Source organism: Brevundimonas sp., assembly GCF_013823285.1.
GTDB lineage: Bacteria > Pseudomonadota > Alphaproteobacteria > Caulobacterales > Caulobacteraceae > Brevundimonas.
In genome coordinates, this window is record NZ_PNLV01000199.1 from 1 (window position 1) to 746 (window position 746).

Genomic DNA, 746 nt, shown 5'->3' on the forward strand with positions numbered 1-746 from the left:
TCCGCTATTCGAGGCCTGCGGCGCGGCGCTCCTGCCAGACCCAGAAGGTGCCGACGGCCAGGCTGCCCAACACCCCGAAGACGCTGATGTTTACGACGGCGATATAGGACCACATGGGGGGGCGTACATCCACCCAGGGCAGGACCAGCCCCATCAAGGCGAGAAGCTGAAAACCGATAGCCCAGGCGGGCCATGCTCGTTTGCTCTTCCAACTCAACCCAATGAGGAAAACGAGGATGACAACGTCCAGAAGCGCCACGAGCGGTTGCCAGTGGAAGAGATCGCTTTCCTGCTGAATCAGCATGGTGGCCAGCCATGCCACCAGATAGACGCCCGCGAAGGCGCGCTCCGGCTCCTCGCCCTTCAGCATGGCGAAGGCCAGGACGGCGACCATCAAAATCGCGCCGATCTGGGTGTAGAGGGTGTCAAACATGCAAAATCGCCCCCGAACCTGTGGTCCGGAGGCGATAATGCGCTGATTTATCCTCAACCGATACGGTTGAAGGGAATTCTTACCGCGAATTAAGCGACGCGCAGGTTCACGCCGGGACGGCCCGGGACCTCGACCGGGCGGGTCATGTCGTCCGGCTTGTCCATCGGTCCGGCGGCGTAGACGCCCCAGCCCATGCGACGGTGATCCTTGGCCAGTTCCTGGTGGGTGGCGACGATGGCTTCGCGGGCCTGACCGAGAGCGGCGATCGCTTCCATGGCCTTGGCCTGGGCGCCGGCGCCGGAGATGGCCGAAA

At 63.3% G+C, this 746-nt stretch carries 1 protein-coding gene and 1 pseudogene; both read right to left on the minus strand.

The features are described from left to right. Positions 1–4 precede the first annotated feature (4 nt). Complete coding sequence (locus C0461_RS14355; RefSeq protein ID WP_292107983.1) at positions 5–433, minus strand: hypothetical protein; 429 nt, start codon at positions 431–433, stop codon at positions 5–7. 89 nt (positions 434–522) lie between these two features. Then, positions 523–746 (minus strand): annotated as a pseudogene (locus C0461_RS14360) (hypothetical protein); the annotation flags it as partial.

What these genes read in the sequence shown, in the direction of transcription:
- C0461_RS14355 (WP_292107983.1), bottom strand. Translation starts at nt 433, where the DNA reads ATGTTTGACACCCTCTACACCCAGATCGGCGCGATTTTGATGGTCGCC.